Origin of the sequence: Polaribacter sp. R77954, assembly GCF_044595335.1 — a bacterium.
In the GTDB taxonomy this organism is placed as follows: Bacteria; Bacteroidota; Bacteroidia; order Flavobacteriales; family Flavobacteriaceae; genus Polaribacter.
This window is the reverse complement of the sequence record NZ_CP138992.1, coordinates 3,785,538-3,807,999: the sequence shown is the minus strand read 5'-3', so window position 1 is coordinate 3,807,999 and position 22,462 is coordinate 3,785,538. Positions and strand designations below refer to the sequence as shown.

10 protein-coding genes are annotated in these 22,462 nt (G+C 29.8%); all 10 read right to left on the bottom strand.

Annotated features, from left to right (window positions below; genetic code table 11):
- Window positions 1-13: 13 nt before the first annotated feature.
- Window positions 14-2,995, bottom strand: coding sequence for a type I restriction endonuclease subunit R (locus SJY27_RS16360; protein WP_397445942.1), 2,982 nt, complete (start codon window positions 2,993-2,995; stop codon window positions 14-16).
- Window positions 2,996-2,998: 3 nt separating this feature from the next.
- Complete coding sequence (rmuC, locus tag SJY27_RS16355; protein WP_397445941.1) at window positions 2,999-4,660, bottom strand: DNA recombination protein RmuC; 1,662 nt, start codon at window positions 4,658-4,660, stop codon at window positions 2,999-3,001.
- A gap of 20 nt (window positions 4,661-4,680) precedes the next feature.
- A complete protein-coding gene (locus SJY27_RS16350; protein ID WP_397445940.1) occupies window positions 4,681-6,021 on the bottom strand; it encodes a restriction endonuclease subunit S in 1,341 nt (446 codons plus the stop codon).
- Window positions 6,021-8,021 (bottom strand): N-6 DNA methylase, encoded by a 2,001-nt coding sequence (locus tag SJY27_RS16345; protein WP_397445939.1) that lies wholly within the window; start codon window positions 8,019-8,021, stop codon window positions 6,021-6,023. The genes SJY27_RS16350 and SJY27_RS16345 overlap by 1 nt, the downstream gene beginning before the upstream one ends.
- A gap of 62 nt (window positions 8,022-8,083) precedes the next feature.
- Window positions 8,084-9,058 carry a hypothetical protein gene (locus tag SJY27_RS16340; protein WP_397445938.1) on the bottom strand — a complete coding sequence of 325 codons (975 nt, stop codon included), beginning with the start codon at window positions 9,056-9,058 and terminating at the stop codon, window positions 8,084-8,086.
- Window position 9,059: 1 nt separating this feature from the next.
- On the bottom strand, window positions 9,060-10,748 hold the full coding sequence (locus SJY27_RS16335; protein ID WP_397445937.1) for an AAA family ATPase: 1,689 nt from the start codon (window positions 10,746-10,748) through the stop codon (window positions 9,060-9,062).
- Window positions 10,749-10,803: 55 nt separating this feature from the next.
- The gene (locus SJY27_RS16330; RefSeq protein WP_397445936.1) at window positions 10,804-12,951 is read right to left on the bottom strand and encodes a DUF262 domain-containing protein; all 2,148 of its coding nucleotides are present in this window, start codon (window positions 12,949-12,951) and stop codon (window positions 10,804-10,806) included.
- A gap of 15 nt (window positions 12,952-12,966) precedes the next feature.
- Window positions 12,967-13,455 carry a hypothetical protein gene (locus SJY27_RS16325; protein ID WP_397445935.1) on the bottom strand — a complete coding sequence of 163 codons (489 nt, stop codon included), beginning with the start codon at window positions 13,453-13,455 and terminating at the stop codon, window positions 12,967-12,969.
- A gap of 54 nt (window positions 13,456-13,509) precedes the next feature.
- Complete coding sequence (locus SJY27_RS16320) at window positions 13,510-19,425, bottom strand: DEAD/DEAH box helicase (RefSeq protein WP_397445934.1); 5,916 nt, start codon at window positions 19,423-19,425, stop codon at window positions 13,510-13,512.
- Between the two features lie 3 nt (window positions 19,426-19,428).
- Window positions 19,429-22,455, bottom strand: a complete 3,027-nt coding sequence (locus SJY27_RS16315) for a hypothetical protein (protein WP_397445933.1) — start codon at window positions 22,453-22,455, stop codon at window positions 19,429-19,431.
- Window positions 22,456-22,462 lie beyond the last annotated feature (7 nt).

The following is a 22,462-nucleotide window of genomic DNA, read 5'->3' as shown; positions in this document are numbered from 1 at the left end:
TTCATAAAGATTATCACTTTCCCACTCCTCTTACCTCTCGATTATAAATTTCTTGAAATAACATATTTTTAAACATTAAGTTTGTTTTATCTTCTGTCATTTTATTATAAAAATCTAGCTTTTTATCTATAAAATCTAATAAAGTATCATCGATTTTTTCATCAAACTTATCTTTAATATTACTCTTAGAATTTTCCTTATTAAAATAATTTAATAACTCTTTGTCCTTACTTGTATTCCTCCAAATATCTCTAGCATCATTCTTTTCTTCCTCTGTAAAATCAGCTCCAAAAGTTTCATTCAAAACCTTTATGATATTTGATAAAAAATCTAATTCATTATCTAAATTACCCCCACCTACTGAAGATGTCATTCCATAATCTTCTCCATCTTCTGTAACTAAAGACAAATCTTTCTCAAATTTATATTGAATTTTATAACTATCTAATTCAACATCATTCACTACATCTAATGGCAAATTACTTTTTACAAAAGGCAACTTTTTCAGTAAAGCTGTTAAAAACACATATTTCTTTTCTAAATCAACATCTGTAAACGTAATAATCTGACTTAAAAATCGATATATTTTTATAAATGATTGTGCAGAACTTTTAAAATTCAGTTGCTCTTCTTCCTCTAACTCATCTGCAAAACGAGTAGAAATGGTATTTAAAATAGGTTGAAGTAATTCAAAATTATCTCCTTTTTTAAAAAAGATAGCTGCAAAAGCTTCTACTTCACTCTCATAAAAAGCATTGTGACTTTCTACATCATTTAAAATATCGTACAAACTATTTGGATCTGTTTCATTTTCTTCTTCGATGAAATTTTTACCATAATAATGTTGAAAATCTTTTTGAATCAATTCTGGATCATTTACAAAATCCAATACCATAGTTGCATCTTTACCTCTTCGATTTCTATTTAATCGAGAAAGGGTTTGCACCGTATTTGCACCACCTAATTTTTTATCTACAAACATGGTTTGTAATAAAGGTTCATCAAAACCTGTTTGAAATTTATTTGCTACAATTAAGATTCTGTATTTGGGTAACTTTAACGCCTCAGGTATACTTATTTTTCCCTCTAAATTATTCATATTGGTTTCTGTGTACTCCTCTCCTGTTTCATCATCTTTTACTGTACCAGAAAAAGCTACCAATGCTTTGTAAGGCAATTTTTTTTCAGCCATTATCTCATCAAACTTTCGTTTAAAACGAACTGCGTGCAATCTAGATTTTGTAACCAACATTGCTCTTGCTTGTCCTTGAATTTCGTTCTGAGTTTTGCTCGTAAAATGATCTAAAATAATGTTGGCTTTTTTATCAATAGCATGGTCTTGTAAGTCTACATAATTGGCTAAAACACGAACTGTTTTCTTTTTATCATACTCTTTATCATCAATTTCTGTTCTTTTAATGAGCTTGTAATATCTCTTATAAGAAACATAGTTCTTTAGCACGTCTTTTATAAAGCCTTCTTTAATGGCTTGCTCCATTGTATATTCATCAAAAGCAGCAATTTGTCCATCTTTTTTAGTACCAAAAAGCTCTAGTGTTTTTGGTTTTGGAGTGGCAGTAAATGCAAATTGAGAAATATTAGGTTGTTGCCCTTTTTTAGCAATATCCTCTGCAATAATTTCATCTACTGTTTTTATATTTTCTTCATCTTTTGCTGCATCTGCTAGACTTAGTGCTTTACGCATATGTCTTGAGGTTTCACCAGATTGTGAACTATGTGCTTCGTCTATTAAAATGGCATAATTTCTATCTTTAAAATGCCCAACAACATCAGAAATAATTGGGAATTTTTGAATGGTTGTTATGATAATTCTTTTCTTATCATTAATAGCATCTTTAAGATCTTGTGCCGTAGTTTTTTCATCTAAATAAGCAACTACGCCAGGTGTATTGTCTAACTGACGAATGTTATCTTGTATTTGTTTGTTTAGCACCCTTCTATCTGTTACTACAATGATAGAATCAAACAAGGCTTTTTCATCTGTGTACTTTTGATAAAAATTTGCCAAACGATATGCTAACCAAGTAATGGTATTTGATTTTCCTGATCCTGCTGAATGCTGAATTAAATAGTTTTTACCTGTACCTTCTTTTTGTAAGGTTTCTAAAATCCTGTTTACAGCTCTTCTTTGGTGAAAACGTGGAAATAATAATTTTGTAGATTTCTTTTCTTCTAGTTTTTGTGTTGTAGCATTGTATACTTTTTCTTTATCCGTTTGTACACTGATAAAATTTTGCACCAAACTTAGTAACGAATCTTTTCGTAATACATCTTCCCAGAGATAAGACACTGCAAATCCGTTTGGATTTGTATTGTGTAGTGATTTATTAAAAGGTAAAAAGAAAGTTGATTTTCCTTTTAACTGCGTTGTCATTAACACTTTTTCTGTGCCCACTGCAAAATGCACCAAACAACGCTTGAACTCTAAAAATGGTTCTCCCTTAGGATCTCTATCTTGCATATATTGCTTAATAGCATTATAATGATTTTGACCTGTTAGTGCATTCTTTAATTCCATTGTTACTACAGGAATTCCGTTTATGAATAACACAATATCAATTTCATTATTATTTCGATTGGAGTATTGCAACTGACGTACCAAACCTAATCTGTTTTTCTGATAAGCTTCTTCGTGTTCTGGAGATTTGTTATGAGAGGGTTTAAAATAGGTTAAGTAAATTTTCTGACCTCTATCTTTTATACCATTTCTTAAAACATCTAAGGTTTTATGCTTACTGATGTTTTTAGCAACAGTTTGTACAATTTTATCATCAGTTTGTGAACCATATTGCGTTTGTAAAGCTTTATATGCTTTCGGTTGTGTGCTTTTTATAAAAGCAATGATTTCTGATGGAATTACACACAGATCTTTATCGTATAAAGCTGGTGAAATACTATGATACTCTTTAACTGAATTTGTTAAATAGTTTTCTATGTGTGCTTCAAAATGTATTTCTTTCGTACCTGATGCCATAACTTATTCTGTTAACGTATTAAAAGAGGCTTCATTCTCTAATTCTTTGGATAATTTCTTTTTATTTTTTACACCTAATTTTTTAAGTTTTGTTGCTTGTAGTACCAAATTATCATTTCCTGTACTTAATTGTTTAAAAGAATCTGTGTAAGAAGATTGTGCTCTTTCTAAATGTGTACCTACTTTTTCTAAATTCTCAACAAATCCAACAAATTTATCATATAATTTGGCTCCTCTATCTGCAATAGCGATTGCATTTTGATTCTGATATTCACGTTTCCATAAATCTACAATTAATTTTAAAGACGTTATTAAATTGGTAGGATTCATTAACAAGATTCGTTTATCGTATGCATAGTTCCAAAGGTTTGCATCTGCTTGCATTGCAGCAATATATGCTGGCTCACTTGGAATAAACATCATTACAAAATCTAACGCTTTGTCATAATCATCGTAGCCTTTTGTGCTTAAAGTAATTATGTGGTTTTTTATTGCTGATATATGCGCATCTATTTCACGCTTTTGTTCTTCTGGATCTGCTGCTGCTAAATATCTTGTAAATGCATTTAAAGAAACCTTAGAATCGATGATTACATTTCTGTTATCTGGATATTTAATTACGGCATCTGGACGCATTTTCTTGTTTTCTGAGTCTGAACGCAAAGGCTTTCCATTTTCATCTAACAATTGATGCTCCATAAAGTATTCTTCATCTTTTCGTAAACCTGATTTTTCTAAAATACTTTCTAAAATCATTTCTCCCCAATTTCCTTGGGTCTTGGCTTCACCTTTTAAAGCATTGGTTAAGTTGATGGCATCTTGACTAATCTGCTCGCTTTTGGCTGCCAGTTCTTTTACTTTTTCTTCTAAAGAAAAACGTTCTTTACTTTCTTTATCGTACACGTCTTCTACTTTGGTTTTAAACTCTTTAATATCTTTATTTAAAGGATTTAATAACTCTTTAATCTTAGACTCGTTGAGTTCTGAGAACGACTTTGTATTGTCTTTTAATATTTTGCTGGCAATATTTTGAAATTCTGTATTAAATTGATTTCTTAATTCTTTTATTTCTTTTTGTTCTCTTACTAACTTATCTTCTAAAGAAGTGTTTTCTGCTTTAGCTGTTGCTAAACTTTCATTGGTATTATTGAATTTCTCTTTAAAATTACTTAACTCTTCTTTTAAATCTTTTACCTCTTTTTCTTGTTGCTGAATGGTGTTTTTTGCAGCGGCTAAGTTGGCTGTTTTTGTTGCTAATTCACTAGAAACTGTTTTGTTTTCTTCTATTTTATTTTTGATGGTTTCTTCTAAATCTGTTATTAACTCTGTTTTTTCTTTAAGTGTTTTGGTAAGAGAGCTTTCATTTGCACTAAACTTGGCTTGTTCTTTTTCAAGCACTGAAACTTTATTTTCTGAGGTTTCAAGTTCATTTTTTAAGGTTGAAAGCTGAGTTTCTTTTTCTGAAATATCTCTTTTTTGTTGTTGAAGCTCGCTATTAGTAGTTGCTTTAAATTCTGCAAATTCTTTATCTAAACTTGCATAGGTATTTTGACTATCTTCTTTGTATTTATTTAATGATTTACTGTTTTTTAAATTGGCAATAAACCAACCTATTACAAAACCTAAAATGACTCCTAATACAATGTATAACACAATTTCTAACATTTCTTTTTCTTTTTACAATTTTACTTTTTTGGCGGTTGCCAATCTCTTACATCTATTTTACCTGTTACTGCTTCACTAATAATAGATTGACGAAAGGATTTTAGTTTTTTGATTTGATTTTTGACTTTTTCAAGAAGTAAATCCATTTTTCTTGTTTTTTCATCTAAATAATCAATTATCTCTTTTTGCTCTTTTAAATTAACTGGCAAAGCAAAACTAAATTCATTAAAAACATTTTGATATAGATGTTGAATGGTGGCTCCTGATTTATTAAAATCAATAAAATGAGTAAAAACTTCAGAAGTTAATAACCAATAAAAGTAATCTTGCAAATAATCATTTTTAAGCGGTCTGGTTACAAAAACACCAGTGTTTAATGTAACTTTTTGAGGTTTTCCTTTTACTATTGCAATTTTTCCAATTGTACCATCTTTAGTAATTAAAACGTCATCCTCTTTTAATTGAATTTTAGGATCAATATCATATCTATCTTCATCAACTCGATGACAAGTCTCCCATTTTATTCTTCCCTTAATAAAATCAGTTCCTGTAACTAAATAAGGACCAACTTCTCTAAAATCTTCAGACCTCAAACCTTGCCATCCAATTCTACCTTTTACGTATGTTGTATGCTTTATTCTTTTAATAACCCATTGAGTATTTATTTTACCCAACCACTCAATACCAGAATCTTTTAGTGGTGCATTTTTGTTTAAACCTTTGGTTACAGCTTCATTAATGATGGCTTGTCTTTGGGCTTGTAATTTTTTTATGAGTTCCTCTTTTTTATCAATTAAAGCATCTATAATTTGGGTTTTGTGGTCTAGGTATTTGGCTATTTGGGTTTGTTCTTTAAGAGTTGGTATACAAATTTTCAATTCTGAAATATCAGAACTACTTATATTTTCTTGAGCAGCTCCTGCGCATTCAAGTCTAATAAACTCCTCAAAAAAATCTGTATCAATATAATATTTCAAGAAATTTTGAGATAAATTTTCTTTAGCTCTTAATAATCCTACTCGTTGATTTACATATGCTAAATCATCAGAATTGAAAATAGTATTTTTCCCAATAGTAGCTCCTGTCATTGCTAATAATAAATCTCCTTTCTTTATTATAAATCTATCTAATTCTTTTATGTTTTTTGGATTTGCTTTTTTAGCGGCTTGAACATTTACATTTTTATAAATATCTCCAATCCTTATTATAGGAAATCCTATTTTTTCAGAATAATCAGTCGATTTAAAAGCATAGCCACTTATTATATCAACATAATATTTGAATTCAGAAATCCTCCAACTTTCTGGAATATCTTTTATCCATAAATCTTTTACTTTTTTATATGTTTCGTATTTCTTCATTAAGCCAACAAATCATTTAAAAGTCTTGCAATCTCTTTTTCTAACCCAATAATTTCTGTTTTAATTTCAGCAGCAGGTTGTAAACCTTTGTATTCGTAAAAATATTTGGTAAAGTTAATTTCGTAGCCAATGCGTGTTTTGTCATAATCTATCCAAGCTTCTGGTACGTGAGGCAAAACTTCGTTTTCAAAATAAGTATCTGGGTGCTCAGTTAAAGAAACGTTTTCTTTATCTCTCTTTTTGCTATCTGGTTTTTTTACTTTTTTCAAGTAGGCTTCAATTTCTTTTATGTCATTCTTAGATATCTCTTTAGAAACTGTTTCTATGAATTCTTTTGAATAATCCACATCATCTAAAAACTCGAGTACAGTATTTGGATCAACTTTTCCTTTATGATGCTGTATTTCTTCTAATAGATTTTGAAGTTCGTAAATTGATTTGCTATTTAAAGATGGGTTTATAAAACAGTTGTATTTCTTTTTTAATTCTACAATTTCTTCAGTACTTAGTTTGGATTGTTCTACTGTGAATTGATAATAGCCAAAATCATCATTAGTAAATATTTTAGAATGTTCGTTTTCTTCAAAATTGGTGTACAATTCTAACAAACTGGCAATATGTTCTTGAGTTAATTCGTTTCGTTTGTTTCCTAAACTTTTTTTGTTAGAACGTGCAAAAATATGTGCAGTTTCTTCTTTTCCTTTGGCATTTGTACCAATTACTTTGCTTGCATTCCCATTGATTAATTGCACTTTTCCTTTTCTTTCTTCGGTTTTTTTATTGGTTAAAAACCAAATATAGGTGTTAATGCCAGTGTTGTAAAACAAATCTTTAGGTAAGGCAACAATACATTCTAGCCAATCGTTTTCTATAATCCATTTACGTATGTTGCTTTCGCCAGAACCAGCATCACCTGTAAACAAAGGAGAGCCATTGGTAACTACGCCAATTCTAGATCCAGATTTGGTGTCCATTTTAGCAATCATATGTTGTAAAAACAACAATTGGCCATCACTGGTTCTTGGTGTGCCTGCATAAAAACGTCCTGCAGGGTTTAAAGCTTCGTTTTCTATAAACAATTTGTCCTTTTTCCAAGTTACTCCATAAGGTGGATTTGCCATCATATAATGGAATTGTTTGCCCTGAAATTGGTCGTCTGTAAAAGAGTTTCCGTGTTTTACATCTCTTGGGTTTTCACCAGAAATTAAGGCTTCTGATTTTGCAATGGCACAAGATTGTTCGTTTAATTCTTGTCCAAAGGTTAAAATGGTTGGTTTTTGCTCTTGGTCTTTACAAAGGTTATCTAACACAAAGTTCTTTCCTAAATTTACCATACCTCCTGTACCACAAGCAGGGTCAAAAATGGTACGGATAATTCCTGTTTTAGAAATTTCGTCTTTTTCTGGTGTAAAGATGATTGCGTTCATTAGTGCAATTACATCTCTTGGTGTAAAATGCTCTCCTGCTGTTTCATTCGATTGCTCGTTAGAAATACGAATCAATTCTTCGAAAACATAGCCCATTGAATGGTTATCTATAGTATCTTGATGCAAGTCTATTTTACAGATGGCATCTATCATTTCATACAACAAACGGTTTTTTACCAAACGAGCAATTACTTTATCAAACTGAAAGCTTTCTAGTATTTCTCTAACTTCTGAATTGTAACCATTTAAATAGCTATTAAAGTTGATTTCTATGTATTGTGGTTCGTCTTTTAACGAATGTAAGGTGTGCTTTGAGGTATTGTAATAGGTTAAGCCGTTTGCAGCTTTTTTTAGTATAGGATCTAATTTCTCTTCGCTTACTTTGTCTTTAAAATTGTTGTACGTTTCTCTAACGTTTTGATTGACGTTTTCTAACATACAATCTAATCTGCGAATTACCGTAAACGGAAGGATTACATCTCCTATTTCGTTTTTTCTGAAAGCGTCTCTTAATACATCATCTGTGATTTGCCAGATAAAACCTACGTCTACGTTATTTGTTGTATTACTCATTTATTGTTTTGTTGTTGTATGGTACAAATATATATTTTGTTTGTGCAGTGTAAGTGCACAGTTTAAAAGTTTAAGAAATTTGATGCTTTATCACCAAATATATATTCTGGATTATTTTCTTTTAAAAAATCTATAGTTGACTGAACATCTTTGATTAATTCTATGGCTAAGTTATGGTTTTCCCTTTTTGCTAAACTTGAATAAGAAATCTCTCTACCTTTAGTTATTTTCTGTCTTTTAGCATTCCAAAAATTAAACGTATCTCCTGAATAAATTCTTTTGTAATTGGTTAAAATACACCTATCATGTTCTCTTCTTGTTAGTATTAATGTAAATTTTGGTCTTTTACCTAAAACTGTTGTTAGTGCATTTATTATTTTCTGTTTAATTTCTTGATATTCATAATCTGAATTTGCTGGATTTGTTACGACAATTATATTCGCCTTTGTAAAAGAATCTTTGCAAATTATTTTTAAATATTCAACTAAATTAAGATCAATGGTATCTGTATCTGTATCCTTATTTTTTAATATAAACGGATCTATAATCAGTACATCTGTAAGAGGGAAAGAGTAGTTTTCTAAATCTTTCCAAGTTTTAAAATCATCTCCATTTATTCGCCACTTTTTCTCAAAATTATAATCATTTTGATTTAAAAAAAGTTTGTTAAAAATTTCTATTTCCTCTCCAACATTTCCAACCAACACACATCCTGAAGCTTTGAATTTATCGGTTTCTTCATCCTCTAACAAATATGCTGAAGTTAATTTAGTAGCACAAAAACCGATTGAACTATTTGATTTTAATGGTCTTGAAGGTTCTTTATAATCAAATTTTATTTCGTTATGATCTCCAATTCCTTGACTTAAAGTAGTAATCCATTGCAATAACAATTGGTTTTCTTTCAACTCATTTTTTGGGAAATTGAAATATACATTCAGTTGTTTTTTTAATAACTTATTACAATCATCAAAAAGTTCGTGACTTTTAGATTTTATGAAGGAAATTAAATTTGCTTTGTCTATATATATGTCCATCTTATAAAATATCAAAGGCTAGGTTAGAACTAACATCAAAAAATCCAGAACCAAATTCATTTGTAAATTTCCCATCCTTTCTATAATTCATAGAATAAGGGATATCATCTTTATCAAAATAAAATGCTTCAAAAGGTATTTTAGCATTTTCTTCTTTTTCGTTGATTTTTTTAACTAAAATCTGAGACATTCTTATCATATATTCAGAATGTGTTTCTAAAATAAAGTTGACACCAAATTTTATATGGGCATCTAGAAAAAGTTCTGCTAATAAGGATTGTAGCTTTGGATGTAAGTTAGCCTCTGGCTCTTCAATAAGAATAATCGATAGATCCTCCTCAAACAAAGCTCCTTTTTCAGTTATTTTTCTTAGATTTTCTATGATACTTGAAGCAATTGCTAATAGAATTGAAAAAATTTGACCCGCTCCAAAACCTTTATCGGCTAAATTAATCCAAGATTCATCTTCATAAATTTCTATTTTAGAAACAGTAGATTCATAAGTTACAACCCTATAATCCTCTCCAATATCAAAATATTTTTCAGACATCCACTTTATCATAAATTCTTGTACATCTAAATCTGCATGTAACTGTTTTTCAAAATGATTTTTAGTCAAATAGTTAATATCTACATCTCTATTTTCGTGTATAAATAACTTATTTTGACTACTTCTGTGAGGGCTTAAATGTTTTACATTAAAAGATAACGCTAATAAAAGCTCATCACCCAATTTATTGGCTTTATCTAGCTCTAAACTTTCATCAGAATTTTTAAAATCATTCTTTTTTCTACTTTGACCTAAATTATTTTCGACCAAATATTTTGGTAAAACTGTTCTTATAATTTTGTCTATTCTCTTATTATCGAATTGCTCTAGTGAAAATTCAGGATTATATATTTCTTTATCTTTATTACTTGGAAATTCTTTATTCAATAAAAGGGAAGTTTTTTTTAGTTTTGACTTGGCTTCAGAAATACTTTGATGAAGATCTATTATTTTTTTTCTACTTTCTTTAATTAACCCATTAAGTCTTTTTAAATTTTCTTTTTTTTGGATTAGCTTTTCTTCATTTAAATTGGAAGCATCATTAAGCGATTCTAAATAAATTTCGTGATTATAAACCTCAAAACTATCCTCATTTTTCTCTAATTCTTCCTGATCAAATTTAATAAGGTTTAAAATTGTTTGCTCCATAGCAAGCAACTCAAGTTTTGCTTTTTTTTCAGAATCAATTGAATCTTCAATTTGATTTAATAATCGATTGTCAATTTGAAGCCGGTAGTTGGGATAACTAATTTTTTCTATCATTAAAAATGCAGAATCCTTTCTCTCTATTTTTAATTTCTTTAGAACACCTGTTTGATAATGTTGTCCTGTTTCAAAAATTATAGTGATTTCATATCCATTATTTTGATATTCAAAAAGGATGTCTTTATTAATTTTTTTAAAATTAACTCTGTTAATAGCATTCTTAAAACTTTCAATTTTATGTTTGTAAAAATTTTGACCTTTGAAATTTAATTCGAAGTGATTATTAGACTTAACGTAATCTTCTAACAACAACAAAGATTTTATAACAGTAGATTTCCCTGAATTATTTGTACCTGTGAAGAATGTAATAGGTGCTAGATCTAAATTCCAACTATTCTTTACTTTTCTAAAATTTGATAATTTAATTCTTTCCATATAATAATTTATATCCTTTCTATTAAGTTAAAAACACTTCTATTAAAAGTATATCTTAACTCCAATGTTTATTGATGTACTCGTATGCTTCACTTATATCATAGGCTTGAGAAGATGCTGCATGACGTACATAAAATTCTTTTTTACCATTCTTTGATAAGAAAACAGGCTTATTACTTGAACTTACCTCAACTACAGCAAATTCTTTATCATTTACACATTCAAATTTAATATTTAAATCTGCTTGTTGTTCTTTTCCTAAAGCGTTAATTATTAAATTATCGAAATGCAATAAAAAACCATCTTTACCAATTTTACTAAAACTATTAAAATCATTCTCTAGACCCAATACATTTCCTTCATCATCTACTCCAATAACTAAAGTACCTCCTTCAGAATTTAAAAAAGCATTAATTGTTTTTAAAATACCATGCTCTATATAATCCATTGGTTTGTTTTGCCTTAAACAAAATCTCAAAGAAGATTTAAATTCTGTGAAATTATCTTCGCCTTTGTCTAAGAAATCACTCCAACTTTTTGTTGGTTTGGACTCTATTACTTCATTGGAATCAGCCTGATGATTCTTTAACTTTTTTAAGAAATCGTTAATTGCTAAAGCTATCATCTCTCTTCTTTCCTTTAAAAATGAATCATAATTTTCTGCCAACCATAATTTAGGATTCTCTGGAATAAATTGCTTTTCTAATGCATTTGGATATTCATTTTTTACTTTTGGTAAATATATTTCTGGAGCTTTATCACTTATGGAATAGTTCGTATCTCTGGTTATAAATGCTCTATTTGCAATTTCATTTACTTTCTTTTTATCTATATGATTGTCTCCTTGATAGCCATTTCTATACAAAAATGCTTGTGGAAAAATATGATGACTTTGAATAGAGTAATAATCACCAATCGTACCATATATAGCACCACCATTAGCCCAATCTATTGCTTTATTGGCTTTTGTAACAATATATAGCATTTTATATAACGGATGACCAGCTGTACGACCTTCCATATCCGCTTCTTTAACATCTAAACGACCTCGACTATCTTCAATTTCTTGCACTAAACTAGCAATAATATCTTCATCATTATTGATAATATAAATATCTTTATCTAAACGTGCGTCTGTTTGACCACTATATCTAGACCAGATTAAAGCCAAAAACATCCAATACAAAAATTGATATTTTAAATTACCTTTAAACTTATTATCATTTTCAACCAAATAAGCAATCATTGGTACTAATACATTATTGGTACTTAAATCATTTGTTGATGATATTAGACCATCTTGTTGTAAAATAGGTAAAAGATAATCTAAAGCCTTTTCTACCTTAGCCCAAGCTAATTTATAGTCTTCTTTAGTAAACTTATCATACTTTAGTTTGGAGTTCTTTTTATAAAGAGCTGATTTAGTTAAAGTAACTACCATACAACGTGTTAAAAAATCAAGACTGAAATCGAATCCATTATCTTTCATTTCCAACATTTTCTTTTTCATAATGCGACGTGCCTTTGGCCAACCACCTGTAACATGGGTAAGCACAAGTTCTGCATCTGTAAGCTTTGTTCCTTTTGAATTTACTTTATCAAAAACATCTATTGCACCGTCAATATCTGCTGTTTTTGGAACAGTAAGTATAGGATAAGTCATTTTTTCAATAGCACGTAATTTTGTTAAGTTTTTACCTATTGCTTTTGCAATTTCTCTAAATTCAACGTCTTCATTAATTTCATTATACTTCTCTGCTATATCAAAACTATCCACTTCATTTTCGTCAAAACATTTTATTACTGAGTGCCATAATGGATTATTTTCCATTAGCTTTTTTTGATAATATTGAAAATCTCCAGAAAGCACATTGAAATATAAGTGTCTAGGATCATGTAAAATATCTTCATTCGTATAGTAAGGTGGAATTTGACCTCTAATTAACATAAATAATGTAGTTAATCTTTGTTGACCATCTAAAATCACTTTTGTTAAACCTAATTTATTAGTGTCTACAGCTTTATTTTTTATTTCAGGTGGATTTTCAGTTTCCCAGAATAAAAGGCAACCTGTAGGATAACCTTTAAACATTGAGATTAGTAATTGTTTAGCATCTTCTATTGGCCAAACATACTCTCTCTGAAATTCAGGCATTACCATTTCTAATGATTCAACACCATCTAATATTTGTCTTAATTCCATATAATTAATTATATTTTATCTATTTGAGATTTTATATTTATGACTAATATTTAATTTTGGTTGATGTATTTGAATTAACTCTTTTTCTAATTCTATTAATTTTTCTTTACTTTCAACATCTTTATATTTCAAATAATAGTTTTCTTTGATATAATTTACAGTTCCTTCACCTGGTTTTATATTAAAGGTTCTACCTACGTTTTTTCTAAACGCACTCTGGTCTATACCTGGTGCGTTATCTCTCTCACGAATTATAGGGTACTTTAGCTGGAATATATCTTTTTCTTGACTATGTACTTTAGCCCTGTATTCAATATATTTTGGATTTAGATGTTGCCCAATTATTGTGTTATATAAACCTTTAACACCAGATCCAGTACCAATATACATAATCTCATCTGAAACTTTATCACACCAAAAATAGATGCCCTTTTCTTTAGGGATTATTACTTTTATATTTGAGTCTTTTGGATCTACTTTTGTAAGTTTTGAAATATTTATCATATTTTTTTTTTTTGCTACAAAGATGAGGTTTAAATGTGCACTATAAACGCACACTTATTCCTCTTCGATGCTAATATTATAGATAATGTCATGCTCTACATCTTTTCTGATTTCAAAAATTTCGTTTTTTAAAGGTAAATCTTCTGAACTCAACCATTGTTTAGGTTTAATTCCATGTGCTATACCACCATCAATACGTATCGTAAATTCCGTTTGATTACCTCTAAAAGTAAAAAATCTATAATGAGGCAATTTATCTTCAAAAACAACATCGGTTTCAAAATCAAATTCAGATGATAGTTTGTTCAAATCGTGCACATAATCTGCAGCATCTAAATAATTATGAGTGATGTATTTTGGATAATTAGGGCTACGAAAAGCTTTTTTACATAGATGCACCTCTAATTTAGAAACTTCTATTGGCCAAAGTTTTTTAATTTGATTGACAAACTGCAACATGAGTCGTAGTGATAATTCCGATTGATTATAAGTATCAAAATAAGAGACACTATACGTTTGATCTTTAATTTTGGACATCAATTCATCTATTCCTTTAAGATTCACTGTCATTAATTTACAGACATCATTACTCAAAGTATTACTTGGTATGTTGTCTTTAATACGAGATTCATATAAGTTACCAGAAGATATTTCAGGCACATCAAAATGTGGATATTCTTCTACCTCTACTTCTTCGATTTTAAAGAGTTTTTCAGATTTATTTACTGACCAATTTTCATTTAAGGTATCATAAGATCCAAGAGATACATATGAAACCGTTTCATTTTTTTGATTTGTAATTGAAAGATGCACAGGGAATCCTGAAATTTGATGTTGAGACCCTTGTTTTACATTAAAGTTATGAGACAGTATAAATGCCGTTAGTTTTTCTTGATTATTTTGAAAAGCAACTTTGCCCTCAACCACTAAATTAATTTTTATTTGTTCTCTTTTTAATTTTTCTAACCATAACAACTCTTCAATCTCCCAATCTGTTATGCTATTATTGATATGAACATTAATTTCTTTAATACCAAAATGGTAATTTATACGATTTATCTCATCATTTAAAGAACCAAATACTAAACTTGTTTTATCTTTTATTGGTTCTAGTTCTTTTGGCATCTTGTTTTCTAAAGCAAACTGCAGCCATTCTATAGCTAACAATCTATCTAAATCTTCTATATGCCATTGTGTACTTCTATCTACCAAACATTTTGTACAAGCGGTTTGACAACTACAATTTTGTAAAACATCTAATGCAAGCTTCAGTATTTTATCTGCATACAATCTAAATTGCGAGGCATACCCAGCACCTCCTTTAGCAGTATCGTATATAAAAATTGTTTGGTATCCACTATATTTTTTGATACCAAAGCCTAATTCAGCTTCTTCAATGGCCAAGTATTCTGCCAGTGATTTGGAAAAGATTACACCCAGTGAATAGGCCAACTTTTTATCATTTACAAAAGATTGGTCTTGATTTATGAGACGTATTTCTGTGAAATCAGTTTTAAAACTACTTCCTAAAATAATATGCTCTTTAATATTTTGAGCGACACAGCTGCTATCTCCATTTGATTCTCTCCCGCCTCTTAATCTTCTATGGCCTTCTAATTTGTCTCTTGACGTTTCTACTTTGCCACAATCTAAACATAAGCTATACCCCTCACCATTACCTGTATTGTAAAAAAGAATTTTTGCTTCTTTTTCATTGGAGTTGGTTCTAAAATCTAAAAAACTATTTTGTTCTAGTGTCCAAGGTGCTATATTTAATAATAATGGTTCTAAATATTGCGGTTTGCTTTTTTCTGAAACAACTCTGGTTGGTGTTGCATATAAATCTATAGAAAATCCAGCTGGCTCCACCAATTCTGTGAAACTTCCTTTATGTTCACCTAACTCAAGGCCTTGAAAAGAGTTTGCATTTTCGCATTTAGGGCAATTGTCATCTACATTCCCTTGAATACCCAACTCATGTTGATAGCCACAATTTTTACACCCTTGTATTACATTTCTTTCAACTGATTTACCCCAATTATTTTTTAAAACAATTCCTGACGATTTATAATTTAAACCATCTATTAAAATATTATTACCAGGGGCAAATTCAGTTAAGGCTCTTGCAATTGTATAACTTGGATTTGACTTAATTTTTTTATTCCTGCCTCCTTTTAAATCTGAAAGTGTGGTTTTTTCAAAATCAATAATTCCTGTCGGTAAGCCTGCATTCGGCAAGAACCCTTCCTCAGCTAAATAACTCAATACAAATTTCTGTAAAAACTGACTTTTTCTGTAACCCACAGCTTTATAGGCTGGACTAGCGTCTCCAAATTCTTTTTTTAATGCCTCTAATTTTAAATCATAACCTTCTTTTAAGTTTCTGTTCTCAATAATTATCTTTTTAAAATTCTTTGAGACCCTCTGTATCAGTTCATCAGCACCTTGTTTTGAAAAAGTAGGGATACCTCTAACAAGGTTTTTAAGTTGTTTTTGATAGACTAATGGATCTATATTTTCTAACCAACTCAAAAAACTTTGACCAATTGTAGGATTGTTTTCATAAAAGAATTTTTCAATATTCATTTTTACATTTAATCCTCTATTTTCATTCTCTTGATTTCTTATGAAGTTTCCAAAAAGGAGAGAATTCACATGTCTTTCAACAATTGTTTTGCTATCAAAAGCCAAGATAGGTGGAGCAATTTTGTGTTCTAAAGCCCATTTTGGATTGTTCATTGTTCTAAGACCTATTGGGTTTGGCGCACAGAAGGTTAATGCTAATGATTTGTTCTCTGCTCTACGACCTGCACGACCTGTTCTTTGTAAATAATTAGCTGGCATTGGAGGCACATTGCTCATTACTACAGCTGAAATACCTCCAATATCGACACCCATTTCCATGGTTGTGGAACAACTTAGAATGTTTATTTCTCCATTTTCAAACTGTTCTTCTAATTGTTTTAAACGTGTTTTATCTTGTTGAGCGGAGTGTTCTCCTGCTAAATACAGTTTGTCAAAATTAAAAATACGTTCGTGTAGGTTATTCCATAATCCTTTATTTCTTGCTCCTTTACTTTTAGTATCTAACCAAGATTCAACTTTTTCTAAAGAAACAGCTTGGTTATTTTCATCTATATGGTATGGATAATCATATTTTGGAAACTCAAAACTTTTAGCAGTATCTATTCTATAATTATTTATATTATCAAACTCTAGGTTTCCTTTAATTAGAGGAGAAAAACCCCTAAATACCTTATCTACTAATCTATGAGTTACCGGACATAAGTATTCTTTACCAGCCAACTCAAATCGAGTGTTTTCAAAAAAATCTAGTTTATAACCACCTGAATCCTCTGTTAATATTTTTTGTTGGAGTGTTCTCCATATTTTCTCTAAAAGTTCATTGAGTTGATCTTCTCTTACCTGGGATATATCAGCTCTATCAAACCACCCTATACCTGCACAAATTAATAACACTAATTTGGGTTGTGTGATTGAATCTGGATTGTATAGTTTCCATTTATTATTACTTACAACCTCTGAATTTGAAGAGTATATTAAATCTGAGCGATAAAACTTAGAAGTAAATAAACGCATCGCGTCATCAAAGAAGAAGTTGAATTTATATCTAATAATATAGTCTGCAGCAATTTTTAATAAGGCCATCCACTCCTCATCAATTATTCCAAGTTTTATGGCAATTTCTGGAGCTTTTAAATTATCTAATTTTGGATAAACTATATTTACTAAACCTAAGTTTTCTAAAGACCTTTCTCTTAGCATCTTTCTAGCAAACTGATCGTATAATAAAGATTTTGCATAGGTTTCATTTTCTGTAGAAATATCATTACCTCTTGCTGCTTTGTGAAAAAGTGTTTTGAAATCGTTTTTAACTTTTATGAAATCGATAATTTCTTTCCAAGTTGAACGGCTAGATTTTAGAACTACACCATTACTATCCTTTGAAATTCTACTTTCAACCTCTTTTAATTTAGCTTTTAAATCATTTTGTAAAAAAGGTGGAGCACTCTCTAATTGTTGAATATAATATGCTCTTTCTTCGACTAACTGATTATCTGTTCTATCTGATTTATTGTTATTCAGTTTATTTAACAGATAATGATATACTTGATACCTTATCCAATCACTTTCAGCATCAATATTTATTAAGGCTGAAATCTTAGCAGTTCCTTGTCTGCTATCTGTAAATGAAATGTATTTTCTTCCATTGTATAGTGTTTTAGGTGTTTGGTTTCTGATAACTTCTGTTTGATCTAGTACAATATCTGAGAGAATTCTATTGGTGAACGCAGATGAAATTCTAAAATGAATTGGGTTTTCGTTAGGGTTTTTACAATGAGGACATTTACTGCTGTCAGAAATTAAAAAATCATCACCATCTATTATTTCGTTTTCTTTATTTATACTACAATGAAATAGTTCTTTATTATTTGTATTCGTATTCCCACGAACTAATCTAACTATATTTTTGCTTAAAGCATCCTGCTGTTGTTCATTTTCATCGGAATCTATATTAAATGCCTCGAAACCAATTGTTGCTTTTTGCATTAGCATAGTAGTGCCTTTAACACTTTTGACTCTCTCTGCTTCTAACATCATATTACCACAACTACGACAAGCCACTAACTCAAGTAATGGATGACCACAGGAACATTTCTTACCAGCTACTGTGTACATTGTACCAATTGCTTTATGAGGTTTTTGGTCTTTATGTTTGTTACATTTTAGATTTGTACATGCATATACTCCACCAATTCCTCGAGTAAAAAAATGACCCCGAACAGGCAGTAAGTTTTGTCCCTTTATCTTTTGTTCTGCTAAAGTATCTATTGCAGTAATTTGATCTAACTTGCCTTGGATATTTAATAATTTACCAACCTCACTTTGACTTAATGCACGCTCTCCTTTTTTATTTAAAAATTGCTCTCTTAATACTTTTATATTTTTTTTTGACAAGCTGTTAGATAAATGAGGAATGTCTTGGTCTGCTATTTGGTTCTTGACCCTTTGCCCAGAAATTACTTCTATTTGCTCTTTGGAAATACCACATAAATCTGACATAAATTTCTTAAGAGATTCTGTATTTCCGCTTCCTACAGTTGCTGATGTTATTGCAAATCTCAAATCATTTATATCAACTTCAAATGCAGCTACCACACGTCTGATTAAAAGTGCCATTTCTGCAGCTTTAGATCCGGTTAAAGTATGGGCTTCATCTAATAAAATCCAACGTAATGTGCCTTTTGATTTTTCAAGAATAGGAACATCTGCATTTCGAACCAACATATACTCTAACATGGTTGGATTTGTAAATAATATTTGGGGAGGAGTTTCTCTAATCTGTTCTCTAGAGATTAATTCGGGAAATGCCTTTTTTTTCCTTTCTTTACTATTTTCTTTATTTACAGTATCTCCTGTTAACAATGCGTATCTAACACCCCCAATAGCAGAACACCAAGCGTGCATTCTTTTTCTTTGACTTGCAATTAAAGCATTTAAGGGATATAGAAAAATTGCATTCACTCCTTCTTTATTTTTACAATTTTCATGAATATCGTGAATAACTGGCAACATAAAACACTCGGTTTTACCAGAACCAGTTCCAGTTGTAACTGCTATTGATTTGTTTTTATTTAAGAGCATATCCCAGCTTTTAAGCTGGTGCTTATAAGGTTTACGATCTTTTGGAAACCTAAAATCATCATTTTTAATTTTATCTAAAGCATTTATAAATTCTTCACTAAAAACGCTTGTTGATTCATTAAAATTCAGATTTCCTTGTTGCCATGGAAATGTATTTTGAAAAATTGCTTCCGCAATTATTGGCTCTTGAGATAACAAAAATCTAAAATAATCTTGCATTTCTTTATCCCCAGTTGCCCAAAGTGATAAAATAGCATCTGTTAACCTATTTTCAGTTTTATTGTAAAATTCTTTAAAATTCATAGCTTAAATTCGATTAAGAGTGTGAAAAATTATTCTTTTGTAGAAATTAGGGTTTAAATATTGTGCATATTGAATGCTTCTTCTAATGACTTGTCTTTTTTCGTCTCCACCCCAAAAGGAATGTTTTTCATGTAAATCAAAAATAGATTCTGAGACAGCAATTGGTGCTTGTAATAAGAGCCTAACTTTTTTGTTTTCTTTTATTTGAATGTTATAATTATTGCAGACCTTAGGACTACTATATGGCAATTCATTTAAAACTCTTTCACCTAGTTTAGCTCTGATATCTCTAATATCAGCATGTAATATTGTTTGTGGTTGAATTTTTGAACCATTTATATAATTAAAAAGTTCCCTTAAATTATTTTCTTCAAAATAAGATGATATTAGTTCTGAAAACTTCTGAAGGTATTTAAAACTATCGGGTTGGTTAATCTCATTAATTGCATTTAACCAATCAGTTTTGGACACCCAATGAAAACAAAAGCCTAAATCTTTTTCTAAATCAGGTACAGCTTTTTGAATGAACTCTGTAAAATCATGTATATGATAATAGCCTAAAAATAGAAAAGTTCTTGAGGCAACTTCTGAACTTCTAGAAATAGCTCTTAACTGGTCAAATGTAGAATATGGAATGTCATATTGAAAACATATAAAAAAGTAGACTATAACTTGCTTCCATATTTCACTTTCAAATTTTGTTTCTTGTAATTCTGAATGATACTTATTTATACGCTCTAACTGACTTTCTTCTGAACTAACTTCAGTTGTACTTACGAAGCGTGGCATTAATTTATAATTTTGTTTATTAGCAGAAATAACAATAAACTTGCTTGAAAATTCAAGTTTAGGAATTGTGTACCATGATTCACTTTCGACTAATGGTAATACATCAATTAAACCTGATTCACAATTTAATGGCACTGCAAATAATTCTAATTGGTCTTCTGAATTATTAAGCTTGATTTGGTTAGACAACTGTGAACTTACGTCAAGTGTATGACTAAAACCTGCAATTTGATAGAATTGTTTTTCTTTGTTTTCAGATAGCTCTAATGAGACCCTATTCGCAAAATCCATTGCATCTGCGAGATAAAACAATCTAAGGATTTCGTCTTTGAATGAGATAAGAGGCTGAGTGCTTTCTTTAATTTGCTTCGTAATAGTTACATCTGGTTTTAAAGTGTTCTTTATTTTCAGAAAGGTCTCATTACCTGGAGTACTTAAAATTCTTAAACCATATAAGTTTGAAAAGGACAATGGATGATCATTTTGAACAAGTTTACCTTCATTATCAATTATTGCCATTCCTTGAAAAGGAGAAGCCATCTCAAAAATTAGTTTCTTTTTACCTGCATAACCGATTGAGCTTTTTATGGCTAATGGAATTTTAGAATATTCAGTGTTTACTTTTAATTGATAAGAATCAGATTCTTTTTCAATCTGAATTAAAGTTGATTCATACAGTTGGCATTGAAAGTGTTCTAAATTTCTAAATGCTACATTTGCGAAATGAATTGATTGCTCAGAAAATTTTACTTGAAAGTGAGCAATGTTGAAATATACATCATAGGCAATTACACCCTCTTTCTCTATCTTTAAATCATAACATCCTGGTTGAATATACGTTAAGTCAATTAAATTTGTCCATGGTTCTATTGTATTATGTTTCTTTGTATATACTTTAAACTCATTTCTTTTTATATGGTATCCATCTTCATCAAATATGTGCACACTCGGTATTCCTTGTGTTACAGGTAAACTAGACTTTAACATCCATCTTGGTTTTTTACTTTCTATTAACCAATCAAAGGAATTTACACCACTTAAAAATGTTCTTCTTTTATTCTCTATTGCTTGCAATTGAATTTCCCCTTGAAATGGTAACCAACTCATATCGATTGAAGAAATATTTATTTGAGATGAAAAAATATCTGCATACCAACTGTTGGGAAATAATAGAGCTGCTTCTACATTACTAGCAGTATTTCCTTTTATAAACCTCCATTCGTTATCACTAAATTTAGACCATAAACTCGGTTCTTCTAAGTTTGGAATTGATGGTATAAAATCTTTTACTTCAACTTTTTGATCATCAATTATCACATAAGTGTTTGGGATACCTTTTGAAATGTCCCAGTCTTTTTTTGCAGCATTATGCCAATCGGTGTTAAATTGACCATTTAACATTTTTCGGAAGACACAAACTAAATCATCTTCTAAAAAAAACTGGTAATTATTATTTACAACTTCAAAACCTAAAATATTACTAAGTGTATCTTTTGAATACTTATCTGCCAACCCTAATCTTAAGTTAATCTTACCTACGTTATTCTTTAAATTTAATAGCCAATAATTTTTTGGCTTTGATTGCCTTACCTTTCTATTTAAAGAAGCTTTTTTAATTTTTAAAGAACTTGATATTTCTTTTAAAGATTCTTCTGACTCGAGTAGTTCTTGATATTCTTTATCGTCATTTAAAATTGATCGAACAATTTCAAAACAATTCTCATAAACAATATCATTTTGACTGGACTTTGGAAGTAAATCAATAATGTGAGCTTTAAAGATGAAATCCTCAATAGATTCTGGCTGTTCTTCAAGAACAGCTTCTAAAAAGGCCTTGTAAGTACTCTTATTTTCAGAAATGTGTTTTAAAGGAAGACCCCCTTGAAGTAAAAGTGTTTTAAAGTAAAGTGTATTTTGTTTTTTTATCCATTTGACACCTAATAAATTCGCTCCTTTTTTAGCGATCTTATAAAATTCATTTACATCAAGATTAAATCTTACATTACCACCTAAAGAATCAAATACTTCTTGTTTACTTGGTATACCTCCATTATAATTTCTTTTCCACCAAATAGAGAAATATAAGGCTGCGTCTCTTGGATCTAAATAAAATTTAGACGAAAACTCAATTGTTTTCTTTAAATTTTCAAAATCCTCTTCATTTATAGTATAACTCCAAAATGGCCTCCCATCATGTTTAGTTAAATTGTGTTTTTTAAGTAATGTTTGAAAAAAATTCATTAGCATT

Excerpts from the sequence above, each read along its gene's own strand:
- SJY27_RS16360 (WP_397445942.1), bottom strand. The coding sequence starts at position 2,995 with ATGGCATCAGGTACGAAAGAAATACATTTTGAAGCACACATAGAAAAC.
- rmuC (WP_397445941.1), bottom strand. The coding sequence starts at position 4,660 with ATGTTAGAAATTGTGTTATACATTGTATTAGGAGTCATTTTAGGTTTT.
- SJY27_RS16350 (WP_397445940.1), bottom strand. The coding sequence starts at position 6,021 with ATGAAGAAATACGAAACATATAAAAAAGTAAAAGATTTATGGATAAAA.
- SJY27_RS16345 (WP_397445939.1), bottom strand. The coding sequence starts at position 8,021 with ATGAGTAATACAACAAATAACGTAGACGTAGGTTTTATCTGGCAAATC.
- SJY27_RS16340 (WP_397445938.1), bottom strand. The coding sequence starts at position 9,058 with ATGGACATATATATAGACAAAGCAAATTTAATTTCCTTCATAAAATCT.
- SJY27_RS16335 (WP_397445937.1), bottom strand. The coding sequence starts at position 10,748 with ATGGAAAGAATTAAATTATCAAATTTTAGAAAAGTAAAGAATAGTTGG.
- SJY27_RS16330 (WP_397445936.1), bottom strand. The coding sequence starts at position 12,951 with ATGGAATTAAGACAAATATTAGATGGTGTTGAATCATTAGAAATGGTA.
- SJY27_RS16325 (WP_397445935.1), bottom strand. The coding sequence starts at position 13,455 with ATGATAAATATTTCAAAACTTACAAAAGTAGATCCAAAAGACTCAAAT.
- SJY27_RS16320 (WP_397445934.1), bottom strand. The coding sequence starts at position 19,425 with ATGAATTTTAAAGAATTTTACAATAAAACTGAAAATAGGTTAACAGAT.
- SJY27_RS16315 (WP_397445933.1), bottom strand. The coding sequence starts at position 22,455 with ATGAATTTTTTTCAAACATTACTTAAAAAACACAATTTAACTAAACAT.